The sequence below is a fragment of the Eionea flava genome (assembly GCF_055393785.1).
This window is the reverse complement of sequence record NZ_AP036018.1, coordinates 2449561-2471707: the sequence shown is the minus strand read 5'-3', so window position 1 is coordinate 2471707 and position 22147 is coordinate 2449561. Positions and strand designations below refer to the sequence as shown.

Genomic DNA, 22147 nt, shown 5'->3' with positions numbered 1-22147 from the left:
ACAATCTTGTCAATTGGGCGTATGTTTCAGAAAGTACGCCGGCTTGCTTCTTAACACTGTCACCATTAACAGCGTAATATAAAGTATAGATAAGAATATCTGTTATGTGCAGTATCAGAGAAGATAAATGATAACGTTTTCATTTTGCTAAAAAAATCTCTGCTGCGCTATTCTTCCTTTTCTATCTAATAGCCAAGCACTGATGGATTAATTCGTAAATTGGGTCAATCGCCAGTAGAATACTCGCCATGTATTATTCGTATTTTGGCCTCAGCGAGCCCCCCTTTTCTATTGCGCCTAACCCGAGTTATCTATTTATGACTCAGCGGCACCAAGAAGCCTTGGCTCATCTCTATCACGGTATAGAGAGTGAGGCAGGGTTTGTGCTATTAACAGGTGATGTGGGTACGGGTAAAACAACCGTTTGCCGACGCTTTTTGAGTGAATTACCCAATAGCACCCAAGTGGCGTTTATCTTAACGCCTTGTATGGGGCGGGTAGAGCTTCTGATCGCAATAGCCAAAGAGCTGCGTATTCATTTGGTTAATCCGAATAGCAAGGAAGAAACTCAGGGAATACGGCGGCTCATTGACCAAATTCATACGCGTTTGCTAGAGAATCATGCGCAAGGTATTAATACCGTACTTTTAATTGATGAGGCGCAACAGCTTGAGCCTAAAGTGCTGGAGTTTGTTCGTCTGTTGACGAATTTAGAAACTGACCGACAAAAGTTACTTAAAATTATTCTAGTAGGGCAGCCTGAGCTTAACGATATGTTAGCCCACCCTAATATGTCGCAACTCTCTCAGCGTATTACAGCGCGGTACCATATTTACCCGCTTAGTTTGCCAGAGGTAAAAGATTACATTGCACACCGATTAAGCGCGGCCGGTTTTGTCGGCAATACGGCATTATTTTCAGCTCGTCGCATAAAACAATTGTTTTCGATGACGCAGGGTGTTCCTCGTTTGGTGAATGTGATTTGTGATCGTGCTTTATTGGGGGCTTACGCCAACCACTCATCGACGGTGACGGCTAAATTACTTAATCAAGCTCACCGAGAAGTCCAAGGTAATTATATTCCACATACTGTTGGTCGCCCCTTATATACTCCTACTCGAAAAAAGCATTTTCGCGCGTGGAAAATAATTTTTGTTTTGGGTGCGATGCTGACTATTTTGGGTGTTTTTCTTACCTCTTTTTCGGCAGAAAGAAACCATTATCTTTCTCAGCTTGGCTTATGGTTTGACGCTGTCTCTTTTACCGATCACTCTGCTCCGGCGCCGATAGTGAACAAAATTGATGAGCCTGCTATAGAAGCGCCTTCTCGCTTTGTTTATCTATTGCCTGAAGTCGATACCTTAGCCGCGGCTAGCCCTTTGACTGAAGTGGATAGAATTGACGAGCCTGTGGCTCAGAGAGAGCCAACCTATTACACGAGTGAAGCATTAGCTTTGCAGTCGTTAATTAATCGCTTGGTTAACCCATTGCCAGTTTACCAGCCCAGTCAAAACGTATGTGACCAATTGATATTGAGTTTGTGGCGTTGCGGTAATGAGAGTAATGCCGAATGGGAATTATTTGAAAAGTATAATCGCCCCGCTATTGTATCTGTTTTACATGAAGGCAAACCTCATTACTTAACGGTGGTTGGTATTAATAGTACGCATGCGGTCACTTTATCTTCAAGCGAAGAAAATGCTACGGTTGATATTGCTTTAGATCAATTAAAAGATCGTTGGTTGGGAGAGTTTACTTTTCTATGGCAAGCCCCCTTGGGTTTTAAACGTTATATTTATAAGGATTCTAATGCAACGTTGATAGATTGGTTGGCTAATGCGTTTGCAACGCTGGATCGACAAGATGCGGTACTAACAAAGCGAGTTTATAATTCACGCCTAGAACAGCGTATTCGTTTGTTTCAGAGAAGCTATCAGCTAAAGGAAGATGGCAAAGCGGGTGTTGAAACATTACTGCAACTCAATGATGATCTAGGTATCGCTATGACGTTGAAAAATACTAAAAAGTGATTATGGAACCTCTGAATAATTCATGTCTTATATATTAGAATCATTAAAAAAATCAGAGCAGGAACGTAGGCAAAGCACGTCTGACGAAAAGTCTGAACAGGTAATGGGTTCGGCATATGTAGTGGACGACTCTTTTTTTCGTCATACTGTTGATGATGAAAAAAAGCATCGCCGTTTTATGTTATTCAGCATAATTTTTGTCCTATTATTTTTATTAGGCGCAGGTGGCTTATTCTATTTTTCACCATTTGATGCATCATCTACTAGTGGTGGGGTGATGTCGGAAACGCATACCTTTGATAATACGCATGTCAGCATCGATGGTCGGCAGATGCGAACAGAAATAGATCGCGAGCGCAAAAAAGCGAATGTAAATAATGAGAATAGTTTCCGTCAAATAGGTGGTGCGCCAACTCCGGTTGTTCAATCCACGCACGATGATAACCTGCTAAAGTCACCGGCCAAGGCGCTAGTTGATGAAAGTATTGTTGTCGATGAAAGTATTGTTATTGATGAAAGTGCTATAACAAAAAATGATCAACAGAAAAGCGAATCTAATGCTGCTGTTTCGGCACTTTATAAAAAATCAACGGGTTCGCCCTTAGTACAATCGTTGTATGAAAATAATCAAGAGTTAAGTGCGAACGTTTCCGATAAAAGTAGTGGCAAGTCTCTGCCGAAGGCTGTATCTGAAAAGCAAGCCGAGAGCAGCGTAGCAAAAACAAATAGCGCAGAAAAAGAACGCTTAGATATTACCAGTATCTTTGATTTAGATCGTATGTTTCAGAAAAACATACCCGAAATAAATTACGGCGCACATATTTATGCGTCTGATAATAAAAGCGGTTTTGTGATTCTTAATGGTGCTAAGCGGCGTTCAGGTGAGCGTATGAATAATGGCGTTTATATTGAGAAGATCGCCGAGGATGAATTGATACTCAGCTACGAAGGCGTGGTTTTTTCTTTACCTGCTATGCGCAATTGGACGCCTCACTGATGATAACGAAAGAGAGTGAGTAGTTCTCGTTCACAGATTGAGCTGTCACCTAGGTTATGTTCTATTATTCGTCGCAAATGCATTAGGCTGTCTGAGTCTATTTCGTGAAAGCTAAAGCCGTAGAATTTGTCGTGATGATGAGCGAATTGGAGTGTGGCATCAATGCGTGCATCGTTCTCAAAATGGATGGTCGCGTTAATAATGGCTCCCATTTCCCCTATTGATGATTCGGTGTCAATATTCACTAATATGCCGTTGAATGATATGTCAACGACGGTTCCTTCCCATTGAAAGTTCTCTTTTTCTTTGCTCAGTGAAATATGGCTGACAAACGCTACGCGTGTGAATCGGCGTTTCTCGCTATCATTTTTGTCGTTAGGGTCGTATAAGGTTGACATGTCATCTCCGCCACCGCTTGCCTTAGGTGATCTGCATTAGCACGCGTTTCATTGGTTTGATTGTTACTTTACTAGAGTATAGACGAAGGTTGGATAAGCTGCGTACAGTAGTGTGTTGCGATGAAGAGGTGGTAAATAGACGATCGGTGAGGGCTGAGCGGATAGGTATGTAGCCTCAAGCACAAGGCCTGAGGCTACATAATAGCCTAGCTTTTAATTGGCTTGTACTTCATGCGCTGTGGTTGCGCTTTATCACCTTTACGCTGCAATAAGTCCTCGTGGTACTCTGTATAATTACCTTCAAAAAATACCGCTTCGCTATCACCTTCGTAGGCAAGAATATGGGTTGCGATACGATCTAAAAACCAGCGATCGTGAGAAATCACCAATGCACAACCGGGGAAGTTAAGCAGTGCATCTTCTAATGCGCGTAATGTTTCAATATCCAAGTCATTAGAGGGCTCATCAAGTAGTAATACATTGGCTCCTTGTTTTAAGGTATTAGCTAAATGTAAGCGACCACGTTCACCACCGGATAGGTCGCCCACGCGTTTTTGCTGATCAGAGCCTTTAAAGTTAAAGCGACCCACATAAGAGCGAGAGCTCACTTCATAGCTGCCGATGGTTAAAATATCTGCCCCACCCGATACTGCTTCCCATACATTGAGATTATCATCGAGGTTTTCGCGCCCTTGCTCAACATAGGCGACTTTAACGGTTTCGCCCATGACAATCTCACCACTGTCGGGGGTTTCTGCGCCGCTAATCATACGAAATAGGGTTGATTTACCGGCACCATTACCACCGACAATACCCACTATCGCCCCTTTGGGGACTGTAAAGCTTAGGTTATCAATCAGTACGCGATCTTCATAACCTTTAACAACGTTGTGAAATTCAATAACCTTGTCACCCAAGCGTTCACCCGGGGGAATATATATTTCGTTGGTTTCGTTACGCGTTTGAAACTCTTGTGATTGCAATTCATCAAAGCGCTGTAGTCGGGCTTTACTTTTTGCTCGACGACCTTTGGGGTTTTGGCGTACCCATTCTAGTTCTGTTTTTAAGGCTTTTTGATGAGAGGCTTCGGCGCGAGATTCTTGTGCAAGGCGGGCTTCTTTGGTTTCAAGCCAAGTGGAGTAGTTGCCTTCGTAGGGAATGCCATGCCCGCGGTCAAGCTCTAAAATCCAGCCGGCGGCGTTATCTAAAAAGTAACGATCGTGGGTAATCGCAACGACGGTTCCGTTAAAGTCTTGTAAAAAGCGTTCTAACCAAAAAACCGATTCCGCATCCAGATGGTTAGTCGGTTCGTCGAGCAACAGCATATCGGGTCGAGACAATAACAAACGGCATAGAGCGACGCGACGCTTTTCACCACCGGATAGTTTGCTAATTTCCGCATCCCAAGGGGGTAGGCGAAGTGAATCAGCCGCTTGTTCTAGTTTGTTGTCTAGATTGTGTGCGTCCCATGCTTGAATGGTATCTTCAAAGCGGCTTTGTTGTTTGGCGAGTTCATCAAAGTCGGCATCAGGCTCGGCGTAGGCTGCATAGACAGCGTCTAATCCGGCGAGTGCATCCAAGGCCTCTTTTACCCCTTCTTCTACATTGCCGCGCACATTTTTATCTTCGTTTAGCTGCGGTTCCTGAGGTAGGTAGCCCACTTTAATATCCGGCATTGGGCGTGCTTCGCCATTAAAGTCTTGGTCAATACCTGCCATGATACGTAGCAGTGTTGATTTACCTGAACCGTTTAAACCCAGCACGCCAATCTTCGCGCCAGGGAAAAATGACAGGGAAATATCTTTGAGGATTTCCCGCTTAGGAGGGACAACCTTTCCGACGCGATTCATTGTGTAAACGTATTGAGCCATAAGTAAACCTTGTTGTAGTCAATAAATGTGAGCGTATTGAGCCATAAGGCACGGATATGCTCTTTAAAAGTTTAACTATGATAGCGGTTTGCGGTATGAAGGCAACTCAGAGATAGATTCTTCCTTCCTTTCAGTGAAACCAATATCGTTGCAATGCGTAGATAAAGAAACACTTTTAGATTGGCAATCGGTCATTATCAACATGTTTAATTTTTTCCAGCTCACTGAGGTTGCAAAACGTCGTTTAATGCGGATACGTACGGCGAAAGCAGGATTGTTGGCGACAATGATGTTGGGTTTGCAGGGTTGCGTATTTAGTTTAGTTGACTGGGTGACCCCAAAAGAAGGGTATGAGTTAGCTGCTGATCAAGCCTATGGTACTTTACCGCGTCAGCGCCTAGATATTTATACGCCTACCCAATCGAATGCACGGGGCTTAACTTTAGGAACATCTGAACAAGTCATGCGTAATTTTTCGCTGGCTAAAAACACGCCATTTTTTGTTGAATATTTCGCCAATAGCGCGCTATTCCCTTCAATATTCGCCTCAAATGACTTATTTTTATCTCACCGCAAATTTCACTCAGACTTATTCAGAGGTTCCTTTAGTTTTTTTCTATGGCGGAGCATGGGAAGCCGGTGATAGAGGCGATTATCGTTTTGTTGCGCAAGCCTTTACAGCCTTAGGTTATCAAGTCGTTATCCCTGATTATCGAGTATATCCTGACGGTTTATTTCCGGAGTTTATGAGTGATGCTGCCCAAGCTGTTCGGTGGGTTGCCAATAATACGAGTGATAATGTGGTGCTTATGGGGCATTCCGCTGGTGCGCATATTGCCGCATTACTTGCGTTAGATACGCAGCATTTGGAGCAGCTTGGTGTTTCTCAAAAGAGAATAGCTGGACTTGTGGGGCTATCTGGCCCTTATGATTTTTTGCCACTTAACAGCTCTCGCTTACAGGCGATCTTTAGTGCAGCAGAAGATATTAATAGTACCCAGCCGATTAATTTTGTGACGGCATCAGCGCCACCAGCATTATTACTCCATGGCAGTGATGATACAACGGTTAAGCCTTTTAATAGCAAAAGGCTTGCTAAAGAGTTAAGCGATGTTGGAGTGAGCGCAAGGATGATTTCGTACCCTAATGCTGGGCATGCAGTGACGGTTGGGGCTCTATCTATTCCGTTGCGCCATAGATTATCTGTGCTCCAAGATATTGATGATTTTTTTCAAGGGATAGATTCGAAATGATCATAAGGGTCATTGTCTTTGCTGTCTAAAGCTAATCACCTTATCCTTAGATTTTTATGCTCCTAAGTAAGCTCCCTCTCATGATTTTAAAGTTATTTTATAAGGAGTGAAAATGCCCGAATGGGTATAGATTATTGATGGTTATTACGGTAGATTGGTGACAAAAAGCTAGCCTGCATGAGGGATCTTATGTTTGACGACGTTATTGGTAAAGTGGATGATTTAAAGGGCAATGGGAATGCTCTCATTATTCGTTCGACCGGTGAAAAGGTTATTGCAAAGTTAGGTGTTTTAGTTTTTGAAGGTGATGTGATTGTTTGTTCAACGAAAACGCAGGTTGTTATTAAGCCACTCTATAGCAATATATTGACTCTTGTTCATCAAGGAAGCTATATTGAGTTTGACCGCATATTTATTGAAAGTACCTTCATGTTGAAGTCTAACTCTACTAATGACAAGCTCATAGAAGTTGGTTTGGAACCTACGTTAATTATCGCTCAAATGTTTAATGAGTTTTTTCCTAATGACCCCGTTGTTGTTTCAGATGAATTTATACTAAAACTCCCTGATATAGGCAGTCCGTCAGCCTCAGGCATACTTATAGACTTTACCGCTGAGGAGCGTGGGGTTTCGAATTTAATTCCCTTGCGTACCATGCGTAATGGTTCTGAAAAAATACCTACGGTTAATCATGATGATGATTTTAGTAGCGATAATATTTTAGTTAGTGGCTTTAGCACCTTTCTTGATTCATCGACCCAACTTTTTACTAGCTTAAACGCTAATGCTCCGGTACAAGTTATTAATAGTGCCAACAATACAACCACAACCACAACCACAACCACAACCACAACCACAACCACAACCACAACCACAACCACAGCTACTGTAAGTGGAAGTGCTGATGTGGTCATTGAAAGGGCTGCAGGCGTTAATAATATTAATGTCACTACAGTCGAAGATGAAACCATAATGGTAAATAATTTTGATATTGGTTTTGGTGATAGGTTTGCTACTGTTTGGAGTAATGGTAGTAATGATGGCAATGTGGATCTTGGGCTTGGTGATCAGTCGGCTTACGTCTCTGGCGGGTCAGATACATTGACCGTCACTTATGATAATTTGGCAGCTAATGGCCGTGAAGCCAATAACAGTGCTATTGATGGTGTTGGGCCTTATACATCCATTAGATTGCATGACTTTATTGTTGATGATGTAAATACTAATGCAGATGCTGATATTGTCGATTTGTCAGATCTTTTGCGTGGAGCGGTTAATGCGGCAGGTGATCCAAGTGGTATCTTGACCGATGGTACGATCACTGCTGCCGAGGCACTGCCTTATTTTCATTTTGTCGATCACCCCTATGGTTCACCCGGTGAGAGTTACATCATGCTTGATTTACAAGGAGGGTATAATGATATTAGCCGGGCTGCACTTCCAGCGGACGCTGGGTGGGGTTTTACCGCTTCTGGTGACGGTATTACTGATCTTATTATCCGTACTCGCAATGGGGCAGGTACTAACGAAGATTTCTCGCAAGTCGGAGACATGAGCCCATTTGGTAGTACGGATACAGCAACGTTTGATATGTTAAATAATTTAATCACTCTAGGTTTCTTGGACCTCAATTAGCTATTTGAGATCCAAGAAGCGCTAGCCTTATCCCTCTTTTTACTTTTAAACCATGCCCATAATGCCCGGCAACCAGAGTACGATACTGGGGAAGGCAATCAGCACACCGATGGTAATGATGTCAGCAATAAAAAAGGGTGTGACACCGCGGAATACATCTTGAACCGTCAATTCTGGACGAACACCGGCGACCACAAAACAGTTGAGCCCGATGGGAGGCGTGATGAGGCAGAATTCCGCCATTTTTACGACGATAATCCCGAACCAAATGGCGCAGCCGGTCGCAGATACTCCAAAGGCTGAGTCTGCTGCCGTTACATCCATGCCGCCGTTTAATGCTATGACGGCAGGGAAAACGACAGGCAATGTTAATAGCAACATCCCAATCGCATCCATAAACATGCCTAGTACCGCATAGGCCAGCAAAATTAGCAGCAATGTGATCATTGGGTTTTGATCAAGGTTGGCAATCCAGTCTGAAAAAGCGTGAGGCAAATCCGCAAAACCTAAAAAGCGAACATAGAGTAAAACTCCCCAAATAATCGTAAAGATCATCACCGTGAGCTTGCCCGCTTCCATTAAAGCGCCTTTCATGTTTTCCCATTTCATGCCTTTATAAACGGCCATGCAAAATACGACAAACGCGCCTAATGCACCGGCTTCAGTGGGGGTGCCCCAGCCGCCATAGACACTAAAAATAATAATAAACACGACGAAAAAAATTGGTAATGTCGGCGGTAATGATTCAAAGCGTTGTTTCCACGTAAAACCTTTAATCGGCGGGCCATATTTTTTGTTGCTCATGGCAAGGCCAATGACCAAGCTTGCATAAATGACTGCAGACACCGCACCGGGTAAAAATCCGGCCATGAGCAAAGCGCCCACATCTTGCTCAACAATAATGGCGTAAATAACCAAAATGGCAGAAGGTGGAATGAGTGAGGCTAGCGTTCCTGATGCAGCAACGACTCCCGCAGCAAAGCATTTGTCGTAACCCAGACGTAACATTTCAGGGATCGCAATGCGTGCAAATACTGCAGAGGTTGCAACCGATGCACCAGATACTGCAGCAAATCCAGCGGTGGAAAATACTGTAGCCAGAGCCATACCGCCCGGTAACCAGCCCACCCAACGTTTAGCGGCTTCAAATAATGCTTTGGTGAGCCCGGCATAATAAGCAAGGAATCCAATTAAAATAAATACTGGAATCAGTGACAGTGCAGAGGTAGATACTTTGGAGTGTGGAATAGTCCCTGCCATTTTTAGCGCAACAATAAAGCCTCGGTCAAAGCCCATTTTTGCTGAAAAATACCAGACCAAACCGAGAAAGCCTGCCGTTGCCGCGGCGTAGGCAACCCGTACACCGATAACAACCGCAAACAGCATAAAGCCAGTAACCCATAACCCCATATCAATGGGGGCAACAGTCATCATTGTATCTAGCAGGCTCATTTTTGTTCTCCTGCGTGTGCGCTGTCATATTCGGTAGCGTCAACCGATGCACCTGAAACCGTTGCGGCTTCTTTTGCCGCTTGTGTGGCGACGTCTTCAATTAATGGTATAGCAATAGGGTTGTCGTTATTTTCTTTGATGGCGCGTGCATAGGCCCATAGTTGTAAAAACAGGCGTATCGATAAAATGCTTAGTGCAAACGGTACGACTAATTTGGCTGGCCATGTTGGTAATTCGATATCAAATGAGCTATCGCCATTTGTCCATGCGCGTAAAAAGTGCCCGTAGGAACCGTAAGTCAGTAGTAGTGTCATCACAAACATGATGAATGTAGAAAAGAGTTCGAATATCCATAGTGTGCGGCCACGTAAGGAGCCCACAAAAATATCCATGCGAATATGTCCGCCTTGTCGTTGGCAGTAAGCTATTCCTAAGAATGCAAAAAAGGCCATTGACTGTTCTGTCCAGTCAATATAACCGTCGACAGGTAGCTCAAAGAATTTTCTGCCGAGAATATTAGCAACTGCCAGTAATACTATGGCGAAAATAACGATGCCACCTATCAAATTAAAAAAAGATTCACATTTAAAAAATAATTGATCGGTGCGGCTCAGTAATGAACCGTCTTTATTGATTGTAGATGTGCCCGACATAGAAAAGTCTCTTCTCGCTTTTTGCAAAAAAGCGCCCACGTGTGTAGGCGCAAATAATCATTATCTAATGTGCGAAGAATTTTTTATTCATTCTTTTGCAAATTGTGCTTCAGTAAAATCATAAAGCGCTTTAGCATCAAATTTGCCTTCATATTTTTTAATCCAGCTTTCGCGTACTGAAACAGCAAGTTTGTCTAGCGCTGCTGCTTGTTCTTCAGTGAAAGTCACGCGCTCGATCCCTTTTTCGGTTAGCGTATCGTTGTATTTACCAATCACCTTGCCTTCATAGTTGGCAACGTAATGCTCTAAAGACTCATCAACTGAACTTAGTAGAGCGTTTTTATGTTCCTCACTCAAAGACGCTAATGCATCAGTATTGACAACAACAGGGCAATTTGCGGTTCCTAAATTAAGATTCGTTGTTGCCCATTTACCAGCTTGTATCGAACCAAAAGCCAAGTGTGCGTGTTGCGCGAAGGCCACCGTGTCAATGACGCCGGAATCTAGTGCTTGACGAACTTCGTTAGCGGCTACACCTGTCTTGACCGCACCTAATTGACTCATTACACCGGCAATACCACCTGGCCCACGAAGGCGCTTGCCTTTAAAGTCTGCTAGCGATTGTGGTGTGTCACCGACACCGATTAAATTGTATTGTGGAAGCGGTGATGGCATTAGAAGTGTTGCATTCCAACGTGCTAGATCTTTGGCTACGATAGGGTGCTGGTATACCGCTTGTGAAATTTCAGTGAGACGTTTAAGCGATACATCTTTGGCAAACGGTAATTCAGTGACGGTAATCGTTGGGTTTTTAGCCGCATGGTAAAAAGAACAAAATTGCGCCATCTCAAAGGCGCCGATAGAAATACCATCAAGATTTTCTTTGTTTTTAGATAAGCCGCCATAAGAAATATTGAGTTTGAAATCACCATTGGTTTTTGAATCAACCAGTTCGGCGAGCTTTTCGACATGCTCTGTAAATGCGCGTCTTTTGCTCCATAGCGATACATTCCATTCTGTTGCAGCATAGACATCGCCTGCAATAAAGCTAAAGGTGAATGCGGATATCAGTGAAATTTTATTGATTTTTTTCAGCATGACTGTTCTCCAGAAAATAGGTAATAGATTGAATGGCAATGACCAACATTTGTCGTCATTCCTCTAACGTAACATGGCTTTTTTTCTGATAACAACGACAGGTAGCAACGTTTTTTGGTTTTTTTGCGTGTTCGTTAAAAAATAAGAAAAAAAATTCCTATATGTGTTTTTTGTGAAGAAAGAAAATTCTTTTTAAGGCTTGATTTGTTACGTCTGAGAGAAAAGGGCAGTTGTTTGACGGTATGTTTGTTATGTGAGGACACGGTTGTCCTGTTAACTTCTCAGTAGTGGAGTTCCAACCATTAGGCAAAGCCATCACCCGCATGGACGCGGGTGTTGAGTCTACATGGACGTATTCACGGCGTGCTTTGAATAATGGTTGGAAATCCGTTTCTCCACGTTGGCTAAGATAGCTGAGAGCCTTGGATACTGCAGCTGCATAGTGACCAAACATAACTTAATGGGGCAGCAGTGATGTGAGGATATGGTCTCAATATGTGGTTTCTCATCGACTCTTTAAACAGTGACATCTTATTGGTTTGCGGATAAAATATGCGCTCTTTTTTACCCTCATTATGACTTCAATTGCAGGTGCTCCTTCCTATGTTTGATCCTTCACAATCCATTGAAAACTTTGACCCCGAATTATGGGCTTCTATGCAATCTGAGGCGCGTCGCCAAGAAGAGCATATTGAGCTAATAGCATCAGAAAACTACACCAGCCCTATGGTGATGGTTGCGCAGGGTTCGAAGCTAACGAATAAGTATGCTGAAGGGTATCCGGGTAAGCGTTACTACGGTGGTTGTGAGTATGTTGATCAGGCGGAAGCATTAGCGATTGATCGCGCAAAAACACTGTTTGGTGCGGATTATGCCAATGTGCAGCCTCATGCCGGTTCGCAAGCTAACGCCGCAGTATTTCAGGCCTTATGTAAACCCGGTGACACCATTCTTGGTTTTAGCTTGGCGCATGGTGGGCATTTAACGCATGGTGCATCGGTTAATTTTTCAGGTAAAACCTATAACCCGATTCAATATGGTCTGAACCCAGAAACTGGCGAAGTCGATTACGACGAGGTGGAACGCTTAGCGCTTGAGCACAAGCCAACAATGATTATTGCAGGCTTTTCAGCGTACTCACAAATTATGGATTGGCAGCGTTTCCGTGATATTGCAGATAAAGTTGGCGCTTATTTATTGGTTGATATGGCGCACGTGGCGGGCCTTGTCGCTGCGGGTATTTACCCTAGCCCTGTACAAATTGCTGACGTGACGACTACGACAACACACAAAACGTTGCGTGGCCCTCGTGGTGGTTTGATCTTAGCTAAGGCCAATCCAGAGATCGAGAAAAAACTGAATTCAGCCGTTTTTCCGGGTGGGCAAGGTGGGCCGCTTATGCATGCGATCGCGGCAAAAGCGGTAAGTTTTAAAGAAGCGATGAGCGACGAGTTCGTTGCCTATCAAAAACAGGTAGTCGTCAATGCAAAAGCAATGGCAAAAACCTTTATGGATCGCGGTATCAATATCGTCTCAAATGGCACTGAAAATCATCTAATGTTGGTTGATCTCATTGGTAAAGACTATTCAGGTAAAGATGCTGATGCGGCATTGGGCGAAGCCTATATCACGGTGAATAAAAATTCTGTGCCTAACGATCCACGCTCGCCATTTGTGACGTCAGGTTTACGGGTAGGTACACCGGCAATTACGACGCGTGGTTTTGGTGAGGTAGAAACTGTAGAGTTAACGCATTGGATTTGTGACGTACTTGAATCTCTTGAGAATGGCACGTCTGAACAAGTGATTCCCCAAGTTAAAGAAAAAGTATTGGCTATATGCGCTAAGTTCCCTGTGTATGGTTAATGGTCAGTTGCTACTGAAATATTGATAAGAAGGCTGCTTAATGATTAAGTGGCCTTTTTATTGGGCTGGCATTTTTTAAATGCTTCGTCGTAGGGCTTTTATAAACTAAGGAGTGCAGTGATGGTATTACCGATTAAAGCGTCATGCCAGTGTGGGCAGGTGTCTTATATTTTGCGAAAAGCGCCAACCAATGTGTGGGCATGCCACTGTAAAGAGTGTCAAAAATTGTCGACAAGCCCTTTTAGCGTAACCGCCTTTGTTGATGCTAGTGATATTACGTTCACCGGAGAAATGCGGCAGTGGGAGCGAAAAGCAGAGAGCGGTCATCGAAATATCGCTTATTTTTGTTCCGGTTGTGGCAACCGCATCTATCACCTCAACCCTTTTGCTCCTCAATCCATTAAGTTAAAGCTCAAGCCAACATGTTCATCGGGTCTTAATACGCTGACCGAAGAAGATGCGTTTTTGTTTTCCCCTTCTGCCCATATATGGGTGAGTGAAAAAGTTGCGTGGTACGAATTGCCGGAACATTTACCCGCGTATGCGAAGCAGCCGAGTTAAGTCGTTTTACTTGTCGGGTTTACCATTGAGTAAGTGCCTCGGTTGATTGAGCATAGCGATAGTTAGCCGGGCTTTTGTGGTATTATGTCGCCCTTTAATTTGGAGGCCGGTGCATGCATTGCCCTTTCTGTACAGCAGATGATACAAAGGTTATCGATTCTCGTTTAGTCGCAGATGGTGATCAAATACGCCGCCGCCGTGAATGTTTGTCATGCCACGAGCGCTTTACGACTTACGAGATAGCTGAATTGTTGATGCCTCGTGTCATCAAACAGGATGAATCGCGAGAACCTTTCGACGAAAATAAGCTACGTGCAGGTCTGCATCGCGCCTTAGAAAAACGTCCCGTCAGTGCCGAGGCGATAGAGTCTTCGGTTAACCAAATTAAACACTATTTGCAGAGTACGGGAGAGCGTGAAATTGCTGCTTTATTAATTGGCGAAAAGGTAATGGAGCAGTTGCGTGAGCTCGATGAAGTCGCCTATGTTCGATTTGCTTCGGTTTATCGTCGTTTTAAAGATATTAATGAGTTCCGAGAAGAGCTTGATCGCTTAGAAAAGCCGTCACTTAGCTAATGTAATGATGAGTTTTTCGGCGAGTGATTATCGATTTATGGCACGTGCACTGCAGCTTGCAGAAAAAGGCCGATATACTGCGCGCCCTAATCCTTGTGTGGGTTGCGTGCTTGTACAAAATGATCAAGTTGTTGCTGAAGGTTGGCACTATCGTGCCGGCGAAGCTCATGCTGAAGTGAATGCACTGCAACAGCTATTGACAGCAGAGATGTCTGCGCAACGTTTGGCCGGTAATATCACCGCTTATGTAACCTTAGAGCCCTGTGCACACCAAGGCCGAACGGGTGCTTGCGCCAAGGCTTTAGCCAGAAATGAATACGGTATTACCCGTGTCGTTTATGGGATGGAAGACCCTAATCCTCTAGTCGCTGGCAAGGGTTTAGAAATATTGCGCGCAGCGCAGCGCATAGTGGATGGCCCGTTATTACCTCAGCAATGCGAAGCGATTAATCGTGGTTTTGTCTCTCGTATGCGGTGTAGTCGTCCTTGGGTGACGGCGAAGATTGCGACGAGTATGGATGGTCGTACGGCGATGCGTAGTGGCGAAAGCCAGTGGATTACAGGTGCAGCAGCAAGGCGAGATGTACAACAGTTACGTGCCAAAAGTTGCGCTATTGTTACGGGTGTGGGTTCTATTTTGCAAGATAATAGCCGTCTAACCGTAAGAGCTGATCAGGCGAAGCTACCCAATATGGACGATATTCTTGCTCGCCCGCCTTTGCGCGTGGTTTTGGATAGCTCACTGCAGTTAGCCGAAAATGATCACAGCCAAGCCGCTATTTTCGATGGCGTGGAAAATCCTAAGCATACGATTGCCGATGTGATTATCTTTACGGCTGATACGGTAAGTGATGCTAAAAAACAACGTTTGCTCGCGCGCCACCCTTCAGGGGTTGTGATTGAAAGCGTTGCGGTATGCGATAAGGGTGTAGATGTTGAGCAAGTGCTGTCTATTTTGGCATCTCGTTATGCCTGTAATGATGTACTGTTAGAAACCGGCGCTACATTATTGGGTAGTTGCCTAGTCGCGGGCTTAGTTGATGAACTCGTGGTGTATCAGGCACCGATAGTAATGGGCAGTGACGCAAGGCCGATGGCAGAATGGCCGTTGCAAACAATGAGTGATAAGCAAGCGCTAACCATCATCGATCAACGTATGATTGGTGATGATGTCAGATTCACCTTTTCGGTGACCACAAGGCCTGACTCCTGTTAGCAGGCCTTAGCGATTAATGAGGTGGAACAATGTTTACTGGAATTATTGAAGCTGTAGGGCATGTTGTGTCGGTAGAACCGGTGGGTGGCGATGTAAGATTGCATATTGATACCACCAACCTACCGATGGAAGCGGTGCAATTGGGGGATTCAATATCGACTAATGGTGTGTGTTTGACCGTTATTGAAAAAACAGCACAGGGCTACTATGCGGATGTGTCGGTGGAATCCCTTGATTTAACGACGATTCGTGAATGGCAGGCAGGTACGACAGTTAATTTAGAGCGTGCGTTAACACCAGAAAGTCGCTTAGGTGGGCACATTGTTAGTGGGCATGTCGATGGTATTGGTGAAGTGCTGAGCCGTCATCCTGATGCTCGTTCGGAGCGCTTCTTGGTGCGCGTACCGCCTGCGATGGCGAAGTATATTGCTCACAAAGGCTCAATTACTATCGATGGTACGAGTTTAACGGTTAACTCTGTTGATGGTTGTGATTTTGATGTCAACATTGTGCCGCATACGATTGATCATACGGTCATGGGGCGTTATCAAGCTGGTACTAAAGTCAATTTGGAAGTGGACGTGATTGCGCGTTATCTTGAGCGTTTGTTATTGGGTGATAAAGCGGCAGAACCGATGAAACATGCGCCTAAAGCGTCCGATGAATAACCCCTTTAAAGCATAGCTGGTCATATTTTTGAGTGAAAATAACTGCTGTTGAGAGTGGCTGAAGAAACCGCCTATTTTTCTGTTCTATGAGTGCAATTTAGCTCAGAATGCACCATGGGTAATATCAATAAAAGAGGTAACTATTCAGCAAAACCAATCACTGTTCAGATTGCGTTTAAATTTGTGCAGGATAAGGCGAAAAATGTGGTTTACACGTGTAAATGATCGTTTTTTAACGCAGTCATGCGTAAATTTAAACGTAAGCTGAATAGTTACTAAAAGAGAACATATGAAACTTAATACCATTGAAGAGTTAGTAGAAGATATTCGTTTAGGCAAGATGGTCATCTTAATGGATGATGAAGATCGTGAAAATGAAGGCGATCTTGTTATGGCGGCGGAGCAAGTGCGTGCAGAAGATATTAATTTTATGGCTACTCATGCGCGTGGTTTGGTGTGTCTTACTCTGACTGAGCAACGTTGTCGTTTGTTGGACTTACCCTTGATGGTGAATGATAACCGTGAGCAATATGCGACGAATTTTACCTTGTCGATTGAAGCCGCCGAAGGCGTGACAACGGGTATTTCTGCAGCAGATAGAGCGAAGACAGTGCGCGCCGCCGTTGCGCGTGATGCGAGCCCTAAAAGCATCGTACAGCCTGGACATATTTTCCCTTTAATGGCGCGTCCAGGCGGTGTGCTTAGCCGTGCCGGTCACACTGAAGCGGGTTGTGATTTATCAAGGCTGGCAGGTTATGAACCGGCCGCCGCGATTGTGGAAATTATGAATGAAGATGGCACAATGGCGCGCCGTCCGGATCTTGAGCAGTTCGCAGAACAGCACGATTTAAAAATTGGGACAATTGCTGATTTAATTCACTACCGCTCAGTGACTGAAAAAACGGTGGAATGTATTAATCAGCGTAATGTGCAAACGCGTTATGGTGAATTTTTATTATCGACCTATCGCGATGTGGTGTGCGGTGATATGCATTTTGCCTTGGCTAAAGGCGACATTAGTGATGATGAGCCGACGTTGGTGCGAGTACACCTTTTAGATACAGCGAGAGATTTGCTTTCTATCGAAAAACAGGATGCCGAATTTAAATCATGGACTTTTCATGATGCGATGGCGCAAGTGGAAAAGGAAGATAGCGGTGTTGTGGTATTGATGTGCTATGAAGAAAATAGCAGTGATATTGAAGATCGGATTGAATCAATGTTAACTGGCGTGCAACAAACGGTGTCTCAAGATACCGTGTATCGTCAGGTGGGTACTGGTGCGCAAATACTGCGTGATATGGGTGTGAAAAAGATGCGCCTTATGTCTGCCCCAATGAAGTTTTCAGCGTTATCGGGCTTTGATCTCGAAGTGGTTGATGTTTTATCTAATCCTGAATAAGTAGACCTTAAGTAGAAAAACTATGGCTGGATTTTTACCGAAACCCGTGAGTGATTTTCACTCCATTCCTAATGCCCGTGTGGCTATTATTGCCTCGATGTGGCATCCAGAATGTGTTGATGCGATGGTCAATCGCGCGGTTGATGAATTGTTAGCCGTTAATGTAGATCGGAAAAATATTTCTACGCATATTTTGCCGGGTTCATTAGAGCTGCCTTATGCAGCACGTTGCTTGTTTGAAAGTGATAGTCGCTTAGACGCAGTGATTGCATTTGGTGTTGTGTTAAAAGGCGATACCACCCACGATGATCATGTGATGCAACAGGTTGTCGACGGTTTTGGTCGTGTAAGCGATCGATTTCATAAGCCGATTATTAATGAAGTTATTGGTGTAAACAATATCGAAGATGCACAAAAACGATCCGATGATAGTGTTGCCAATAAAGGGGTCGAAGCGGTTTTTGCGCTAACCGAATTGATGCGCTGGCAAGCGAGTTTGCCCACGCTCAAGTCATAGCGTTAATAAATGTTTAATTAATGGTTGGCGCGTTAGTGCCAACATCAAATTTAATAGAATCAGCAATTAATAGTGATTGCTGTAATAGTAAGAGTGTATTCATGAAAGTTTCTCCCGCTACCCGTCGTAAAGCTCGCCATTTTGGTATGCAGGCACTCTATCAGTGGAGCATGACGGGCGCTGCCCTGAATGAAATCGAAGCCGAGTTTCGCGTCGATAATGATATGACACATACCGATACGGATTATTTTCATGAGCTCGTACATAAAGTGCCGGCTAATGTGACCGAACTAGATGCTACCTATTTACCGCATCTGCAAGGCCGCAATAATGAAGAGCTAGACCCTATCACGCTGTCTTTATTGCGTTTAGCCACGTACGAATTTATGCATCGTATTGATGTGCCTTATAAAGTGGTTATCAATGAAGCGGTGTCGTTAGCGAAAAAATTTGGCGCAACGGATAGCTTTAAATTTATTAATGGTGTGCTTGATAAGCTAGCCGTTGAGTTGCGTGCGCTAGAAGTAAAGGCCGATAAAAAATAGCAACGGCGCTATATCGAAAATAAGGTTTTTGTCTTTTTTATTGAGTAAACACCGTGCCTTATCGTGAGCAAAACAACATACTTTTAACCAGTCTTATATAGTGTGCCTTATGGTTCTCGACGAGTTTGGCATTATTCAACATTACTTTTCACGGCAAGCAACTCAGCCATCGGTGATTAAAGGCATTGGTGATGATTGCGCGATATTGTCAGTGCCTGAACAACAGCAGCTAGTTTTGTCCCTTGATACTTTAGTAGAAGGGCGCCACTTTCCTGCTTCTGCCGCCCCCTATGATATTGCCACGCGTGCCATGTGTACGGCCATTAGTGACCTTGCGGCGATGGGTGCTACACCACTTTGGTTTACATTGGCTCTGACCTTGCCCGATGTTAATGAGGCGTGGCTTGAGGCCTTTAGTCGTGGAATATTCGATATTGCTGACAGCCATACGATGGATCTTATTGGTGGTGATACGACGTGTGGGCCGTTAACGATCAGTGTTCAAGTACACGGCTGTGTTGATCCCGGCCAATTATTGACGCGAGGCGCTGCATGTATTGGTGATCACCTATTTGTGAGTGGTAATTTAGGCGATGGTGCCGCTGCTTTAGCTGCAATACAAGGTCGTATCACGCCATCTTCAGAAGTGCTTAAGCATTTACATTCGCGTTTTTATGCGCCATCACCACAAATAGTACTAGGTCGCCAGTTGCTTCCTTTTTCTTCAGCGGCTATTGATATATCCGACGGTTTACTGGCTGACGCTCAGCATATAGCCGATGCAAGTGGTGTAGGTATGAGAATTAATATCGACCAATTACCGATAGACAGTGCTTTAACGCACTATTCTGATGATTATTATTCGTGGGCACTTAGCGGTGGAGATGACTACCAGCTCTTATTTACCGTGAGTGATGATAAAATCGAGTCATTTAAACGTTATAGTATCCAGCATGCGCTTGATGTCAGTGCTATTGGCCACGTTGTGGATGCGAGTCACGGTGTGAGCTGTTACGATCAGGGTTTGCCTTATTCACTTCCTGCCAATCAGCGAGGTTACCAACATTTTACTGCCTAATTTTTTTACGTTATTAAAGCACCCTGTGCAATTTTTCGCTCTTGGCTTTGGTAGTGGACTTGCGCCAAAGGCACCGGGCACATGGGGGACATTAGCGGCCGTTCCTTTCTTTTTTTTGATGCTATTTTTGCCCGCTTGGGATTATTTACTGGTGACCTTAGTGTCTGCGGTATTGGGTATTTACCTTTGTCAGGTGGCGGCGCAGCAATTAGGTGTGCACGATCACCCGGCTATTGTGTGGGATGAATTTGTTGGACTCTGGATTACACTGATACCACTGGTTTTTTTGGGCTTTGACTGGTATTGGTTGTTGTTAGGCGTTCTGCTTTTCCGTTTTTTTGATATTATTAAGCCTTGGCCGATTTGTTATTTTGACAAAAATATACACGGTGGACTGGGTATTATGCTGGACGATGTTGTCGCTGGTATGATTTCAGCCCTGCTTTTATGGGGTGTTATTGTTTGGAGTGCTGAGCTCGCTTTAGTTTAAAAGGAATATCCTATGATGAAAAATCATAAATCTCTCTCATTATTAATAATTTTTCTTGTTGCATTTTCTTCTCTAAGTGCGACAACATTTGCAGCCGATACGATCGTTTTAAAAGGGCTTTTTGGTAAGAAATCTGCGTTGGTCGCCTTGGATGGTAATGATCACATCCTTAAAATGAATAAAGAAAAAGACGGCGTTACTCTCCTCGCTATTGAGGGGCAAGAAGCTGTTGTTCGTGTAAATGGTCGTTCACAACGGCTTGTGCTTTCAAAGCAAGTCTCTATTGGTTATAAGCAACCCTCGGTTAAAACAGTACGCATATCTAGCCAAGATGGCGGGCATTATTGGGCGGCAGCGCAAATTAATGGTCGTACAGTCAATGTTGTTATCGATACGGGTGCAACATCGGTTTCTATGGGAGCATCGGCTGCGAAAAATTTAGGCATCGATTATAGTCGAGGTAAGCCGATTCGAATGTCTACGGCCAATGGTGTGACAGAAGGTCGGCAAGTGGTACTCAAAAAAGTGACGATCGGTGAAATATCTCAGTACAATGTGGCTGCGACAGTTTCACTTAACGATGCTTTGCCGGTTATATTGCTTGGCAATAGTTTTCTAAGTAACGTTGATATGAAAACGGATAATGGTGTACTAGTACTGGAGCAACGGTGACGCTAGCTTATTCGTTTAAAAGGCTAGCCGAGTTCTTATTTTGTACTAGTTGCTCTATTTGATTATTAATTAGCTTTTGGTAATGAGGTTTGAGTCGGTCGATTTTAACCGCAAATGCCGTCTCCTTTTCTTCTGTATATTCTACATATTTTCTCAGTTCGTATTGCTCTGCTATTTCTTGCTGTATGTACATTTCAAACGGTTTTTCTATTCCATTAAATGATTGAGCTTGCATAAGCTGTTGTGTGATCTGTTTGTCGTCGATATGTGACAAGATGACAGCGCTCAATTCCATTAACGACTTTTTCTGATGCTGATGCAGAGCCAATAAAAGCTGCGATCCATAAAGAATATTTTCTATCGGTGTGTTATCAAAAACAAGCACAATAGATTGATCGCTTATAACAACAAGCTTTCCGCCATATAAGCGAAGAGCATGCCCAATATTTTCCTTAAGTAGCGAGATTTGTTGTTGTCTTAAGTCGTTATTGATTTGTTTGTATAGCGTATTGTTATTATGTAGCTTGATGATGGTGTAAAAACGCTGAGTATCTTCTTCTTTCTTATGAGGTGTTGTTTCAATGCTTTTTTGTTCGGCCTCTATTTTTATAGCAGGCTTTTCTATTTCGTTTGTCTTTTTAAAATAGTCCAATGCTATGAGGGTACATAAAACAACAAAAAGCAACCACAGTAAGTAGTTTTCTTGTTCGTGACTTTTTGTGAGCTTTTTGTGGTTGATGGTGATGGCTATGGAACCAATGATGTTTTCATTAGAAATGATGGGCGAAGAATACTCCGCATCCATAGTGTTCGTTTCTGGTTTTTCATTAAGTGCTTGAGCGAGTATTTGGTTATTATTGTCGTAAACAATAATAGAATTAATAGCGGAAATTTTGAGGATGTTTTGTACAATCGCCTGAATGCTGATGGCGTCTTTTTGTAATACGCTATTAGTGATTCGATCACTAATGATTGACGAGAAGTGGTCGCCGTATTGATTAATTGCAAATGCTTGCGTGTCGCTATAGGTTGGTTGGTCAATAATTTTGTTGATTAGACTTCCAAATAGTATCGCTGCCACAACAATAGCAAGAAAACGGTAAGGTCTATGCTCTATATTACTTGCCTTGATTAAGGATGCTATAGAAAAATGCGTAGGTTTGAGCATAC

At 43.7% G+C, this 22147-nt stretch carries 22 protein-coding genes; 16 read left to right on the top strand and 6 right to left on the bottom strand.

All coding sequences use genetic code 11. From position 1 onward, the window contains the following. Positions 1-248 precede the first annotated feature (248 nt). The gene (locus ACZ5O6_RS10725) at positions 249-2030 is read left to right on the top strand and encodes an AAA family ATPase (protein ID WP_447091565.1); all 1782 of its coding nucleotides are present in this window, start codon (positions 249-251) and stop codon (positions 2028-2030) included. A gap of 22 nt (positions 2031-2052) precedes the next feature. Next, the gene (locus ACZ5O6_RS10720; protein ID WP_447091566.1) at positions 2053-3027 is read left to right on the top strand and encodes a general secretion pathway protein GspB; all 975 of its coding nucleotides are present in this window, start codon (positions 2053-2055) and stop codon (positions 3025-3027) included. On the opposite strand, the gene ACZ5O6_RS10715 is transcribed toward ACZ5O6_RS10720, so the two are convergent. Together ACZ5O6_RS10715 and ettA are read right to left on the bottom strand one after the other, a co-directional pair. Continuing rightward, entirely contained in the window at positions 3021-3425 is a 405-nt protein-coding gene (locus ACZ5O6_RS10715; RefSeq protein ID WP_447091567.1) for a PilZ domain-containing protein, read from the bottom strand. The two genes, ACZ5O6_RS10720 and ACZ5O6_RS10715, sit on opposite strands and share 7 nt — an antisense overlap. Before the next feature lie 206 nt (positions 3426-3631). Continuing rightward, positions 3632-5296: an energy-dependent translational throttle protein EttA gene (gene ettA / locus ACZ5O6_RS10710; protein ID WP_447091568.1), complete on the bottom strand. Its 1665-nt coding sequence runs from the start codon at positions 5294-5296 to the stop codon at positions 3632-3634. Positions 5297-5498: 202 nt separating this feature from the next. Between ettA and ACZ5O6_RS10705 the strand changes: the two genes are divergently transcribed. The 3 genes from ACZ5O6_RS10705 to ACZ5O6_RS10695 all read left to right on the top strand — a co-directional run bounded on the left by ACZ5O6_RS10705 (position 5499) and on the right by ACZ5O6_RS10695 (position 8184). Beyond that, on the top strand, positions 5499-5939 hold the full coding sequence (locus tag ACZ5O6_RS10705; protein ID WP_447091569.1) for a hypothetical protein: 441 nt from the start codon (positions 5499-5501) through the stop codon (positions 5937-5939). Beyond that, positions 5848-6549, top strand: coding sequence for an alpha/beta hydrolase (locus tag ACZ5O6_RS10700; RefSeq protein WP_447091570.1), 702 nt, complete (start codon positions 5848-5850; stop codon positions 6547-6549). Before ACZ5O6_RS10705 ends, ACZ5O6_RS10700 begins: the two co-directional genes overlap by 92 nt. A gap of 189 nt (positions 6550-6738) precedes the next feature. Further along, the gene (locus tag ACZ5O6_RS10695; RefSeq protein ID WP_447091571.1) at positions 6739-8184 is read left to right on the top strand and encodes a hypothetical protein; all 1446 of its coding nucleotides are present in this window, start codon (positions 6739-6741) and stop codon (positions 8182-8184) included. Positions 8185-8229: 45 nt separating this feature from the next. Here ACZ5O6_RS10695 and ACZ5O6_RS10690 read toward each other — a convergent pair whose 3' ends face one another. From ACZ5O6_RS10690 to ACZ5O6_RS10680, 3 genes are all read right to left on the bottom strand, one after another. Next, positions 8230-9636, bottom strand: a complete 1407-nt coding sequence (locus ACZ5O6_RS10690; RefSeq protein WP_447091572.1) for a TRAP transporter large permease — start codon at positions 9634-9636, stop codon at positions 8230-8232. Beyond that, the gene (locus ACZ5O6_RS10685) at positions 9633-10289 is read right to left on the bottom strand and encodes a TRAP transporter small permease subunit (protein WP_447091573.1); all 657 of its coding nucleotides are present in this window, start codon (positions 10287-10289) and stop codon (positions 9633-9635) included. The genes ACZ5O6_RS10690 and ACZ5O6_RS10685 overlap by 4 nt, the downstream gene beginning before the upstream one ends. Before the next feature lie 87 nt (positions 10290-10376). Next, a complete protein-coding gene (locus ACZ5O6_RS10680; RefSeq protein ID WP_447091574.1) occupies positions 10377-11387 on the bottom strand; it encodes a C4-dicarboxylate TRAP transporter substrate-binding protein in 1011 nt (336 codons plus the stop codon). A gap of 603 nt (positions 11388-11990) precedes the next feature. Between ACZ5O6_RS10680 and glyA the strand changes: the two genes are divergently transcribed. From glyA to ACZ5O6_RS10625, 11 genes are all read left to right on the top strand, one after another. Further along, the gene (gene glyA, locus ACZ5O6_RS10675; RefSeq protein WP_447091575.1) at positions 11991-13253 is read left to right on the top strand and encodes a serine hydroxymethyltransferase; all 1263 of its coding nucleotides are present in this window, start codon (positions 11991-11993) and stop codon (positions 13251-13253) included. 120 nt (positions 13254-13373) lie between these two features. After that, positions 13374-13814: a GFA family protein gene (locus tag ACZ5O6_RS10670; protein WP_447091576.1), complete on the top strand. Its 441-nt coding sequence runs from the start codon at positions 13374-13376 to the stop codon at positions 13812-13814. Between the two features lie 113 nt (positions 13815-13927). Then, complete coding sequence (gene nrdR, locus ACZ5O6_RS10665) at positions 13928-14389, top strand: transcriptional regulator NrdR (protein WP_447091577.1); 462 nt, start codon at positions 13928-13930, stop codon at positions 14387-14389. A 4-nt stretch (positions 14390-14393) separates the two neighbouring features. Then, on the top strand, positions 14394-15605 hold the full coding sequence (gene ribD, locus ACZ5O6_RS10660; protein ID WP_447091578.1) for a bifunctional diaminohydroxyphosphoribosylaminopyrimidine deaminase/5-amino-6-(5-phosphoribosylamino)uracil reductase RibD: 1212 nt from the start codon (positions 14394-14396) through the stop codon (positions 15603-15605). 29 nt (positions 15606-15634) lie between these two features. After that, entirely contained in the window at positions 15635-16273 is a 639-nt protein-coding gene (locus tag ACZ5O6_RS10655; protein ID WP_447091579.1) for a riboflavin synthase, read from the top strand. Positions 16274-16562: 289 nt separating this feature from the next. Continuing rightward, positions 16563-17675 (top strand): bifunctional 3,4-dihydroxy-2-butanone-4-phosphate synthase/GTP cyclohydrolase II, encoded by a 1113-nt coding sequence (ribBA, locus tag ACZ5O6_RS10650; protein ID WP_447091580.1) that lies wholly within the window; start codon positions 16563-16565, stop codon positions 17673-17675. 22 nt (positions 17676-17697) lie between these two features. Continuing rightward, a complete protein-coding gene (gene ribH / locus ACZ5O6_RS10645) occupies positions 17698-18192 on the top strand; it encodes a 6,7-dimethyl-8-ribityllumazine synthase (protein ID WP_447091581.1) in 495 nt (164 codons plus the stop codon). 101 nt (positions 18193-18293) lie between these two features. Then, a complete protein-coding gene (nusB, locus tag ACZ5O6_RS10640) occupies positions 18294-18737 on the top strand; it encodes a transcription antitermination factor NusB (RefSeq protein ID WP_447091582.1) in 444 nt (147 codons plus the stop codon). A 109-nt stretch (positions 18738-18846) separates the two neighbouring features. Next, positions 18847-19815, top strand: coding sequence for a thiamine-phosphate kinase (gene thiL, locus ACZ5O6_RS10635; RefSeq protein ID WP_447091583.1), 969 nt, complete (start codon positions 18847-18849; stop codon positions 19813-19815). A 25-nt stretch (positions 19816-19840) separates the two neighbouring features. Beyond that, positions 19841-20305: a phosphatidylglycerophosphatase A family protein gene (locus ACZ5O6_RS10630; RefSeq protein WP_447091584.1), complete on the top strand. Its 465-nt coding sequence runs from the start codon at positions 19841-19843 to the stop codon at positions 20303-20305. 12 nt (positions 20306-20317) lie between these two features. Further along, positions 20318-20977 (top strand): retropepsin-like aspartic protease family protein, encoded by a 660-nt coding sequence (locus tag ACZ5O6_RS10625; RefSeq protein WP_447091585.1) that lies wholly within the window; start codon positions 20318-20320, stop codon positions 20975-20977. A gap of 7 nt (positions 20978-20984) precedes the next feature. On the opposite strand, the gene ACZ5O6_RS10620 is transcribed toward ACZ5O6_RS10625, so the two are convergent. Further along, positions 20985-22145: a hypothetical protein gene (locus tag ACZ5O6_RS10620; RefSeq protein WP_447091586.1), complete on the bottom strand. Its 1161-nt coding sequence runs from the start codon at positions 22143-22145 to the stop codon at positions 20985-20987. Between the last annotated feature and the right edge of the window lie 2 nt (positions 22146-22147).

Excerpts from the sequence above, each read along its gene's own strand:
- ACZ5O6_RS10725 (WP_447091565.1), top strand. The coding sequence starts at position 249 with ATGTATTATTCGTATTTTGGCCTCAGCGAGCCCCCCTTTTCTATTGCG.
- ACZ5O6_RS10720 (WP_447091566.1), top strand. The coding sequence starts at position 2,053 with ATGTCTTATATATTAGAATCATTAAAAAAATCAGAGCAGGAACGTAGG.
- ACZ5O6_RS10715 (WP_447091567.1), bottom strand. The coding sequence starts at position 3,425 with ATGTCAACCTTATACGACCCTAACGACAAAAATGATAGCGAGAAACGC.
- ettA (WP_447091568.1), bottom strand. The coding sequence starts at position 5,296 with ATGGCTCAATACGTTTACACAATGAATCGCGTCGGAAAGGTTGTCCCT.
- ACZ5O6_RS10705 (WP_447091569.1), top strand. The coding sequence starts at position 5,499 with ATGTTTAATTTTTTCCAGCTCACTGAGGTTGCAAAACGTCGTTTAATG.
- ACZ5O6_RS10700 (WP_447091570.1), top strand. The coding sequence starts at position 5,848 with ATGACTTATTTTTATCTCACCGCAAATTTCACTCAGACTTATTCAGAG.
- ACZ5O6_RS10695 (WP_447091571.1), top strand. The coding sequence starts at position 6,739 with ATGTTTGACGACGTTATTGGTAAAGTGGATGATTTAAAGGGCAATGGG.
- ACZ5O6_RS10690 (WP_447091572.1), bottom strand. The coding sequence starts at position 9,636 with ATGAGCCTGCTAGATACAATGATGACTGTTGCCCCCATTGATATGGGG.
- ACZ5O6_RS10685 (WP_447091573.1), bottom strand. The coding sequence starts at position 10,289 with ATGTCGGGCACATCTACAATCAATAAAGACGGTTCATTACTGAGCCGC.
- ACZ5O6_RS10680 (WP_447091574.1), bottom strand. The coding sequence starts at position 11,387 with ATGCTGAAAAAAATCAATAAAATTTCACTGATATCCGCATTCACCTTT.
- glyA (WP_447091575.1), top strand. The coding sequence starts at position 11,991 with ATGTTTGATCCTTCACAATCCATTGAAAACTTTGACCCCGAATTATGG.
- ACZ5O6_RS10670 (WP_447091576.1), top strand. The coding sequence starts at position 13,374 with ATGGTATTACCGATTAAAGCGTCATGCCAGTGTGGGCAGGTGTCTTAT.
- nrdR (WP_447091577.1), top strand. The coding sequence starts at position 13,928 with ATGCATTGCCCTTTCTGTACAGCAGATGATACAAAGGTTATCGATTCT.
- ribD (WP_447091578.1), top strand. The coding sequence starts at position 14,394 with ATGATGAGTTTTTCGGCGAGTGATTATCGATTTATGGCACGTGCACTG.
- ACZ5O6_RS10655 (WP_447091579.1), top strand. The coding sequence starts at position 15,635 with ATGTTTACTGGAATTATTGAAGCTGTAGGGCATGTTGTGTCGGTAGAA.
- ribBA (WP_447091580.1), top strand. The coding sequence starts at position 16,563 with ATGAAACTTAATACCATTGAAGAGTTAGTAGAAGATATTCGTTTAGGC.
- ribH (WP_447091581.1), top strand. The coding sequence starts at position 17,698 with ATGGCTGGATTTTTACCGAAACCCGTGAGTGATTTTCACTCCATTCCT.
- nusB (WP_447091582.1), top strand. The coding sequence starts at position 18,294 with ATGAAAGTTTCTCCCGCTACCCGTCGTAAAGCTCGCCATTTTGGTATG.
- thiL (WP_447091583.1), top strand. The coding sequence starts at position 18,847 with ATGGTTCTCGACGAGTTTGGCATTATTCAACATTACTTTTCACGGCAA.
- ACZ5O6_RS10625 (WP_447091585.1), top strand. The coding sequence starts at position 20,318 with ATGATGAAAAATCATAAATCTCTCTCATTATTAATAATTTTTCTTGTT.
- ACZ5O6_RS10620 (WP_447091586.1), bottom strand. The coding sequence starts at position 22,145 with ATGCTCAAACCTACGCATTTTTCTATAGCATCCTTAATCAAGGCAAGT.